This window comes from Pseudomonas sp. KB_15 (assembly GCF_052114525.1).
Lineage (GTDB): Bacteria > Pseudomonadota > Gammaproteobacteria > Pseudomonadales > Pseudomonadaceae > Aquipseudomonas.
Map to the genome: position 1 here is coordinate 1 of NZ_JBFREX010000300.1, position 396 is coordinate 396.

At 66.7% G+C, this 396-nt stretch carries 1 pseudogene; it reads right to left on the reverse strand.

The features are described from left to right. Positions 1-396: pseudogene (locus AB4Z35_RS30995) on the reverse strand (maleylacetate reductase); the annotation flags it as partial.

Here is a 396-nt window from a genome sequence, read left to right on the forward strand (position 1 = left end):
GGCGGCCGGCGCGGCAGGGGCGTTGTAGGCCAGCGCGTGCGGCAGCACAATCGTATGGACTTCTGCATGCGGCAGGTTGAAGGTGCCGCCCAGCGTATGACACAGCTTGTGGTGCAACCCTGCCGTGACGCTGCCAAGCACGGCCCCGCACAGCCACGCCCCATAGAGCGCATCGCCACGTGCGGCGAGCCTTTCCGCACCGTCCTCACCACCTTCCCGCGCAATGACGGGCAGCGCACGACCCAGCGCCGCGATACCTTCGCGCGACATCCAGTCGCTGACCGGATTGCGATCGCCAGCATAGAGGCCTTCGGCTGCATGGGCGATGGCATTGATGCCGCTGGTCACGCTGACCATGCGCGGCAGGCGCAGTGACAACTCCGGATCGTAGATGAC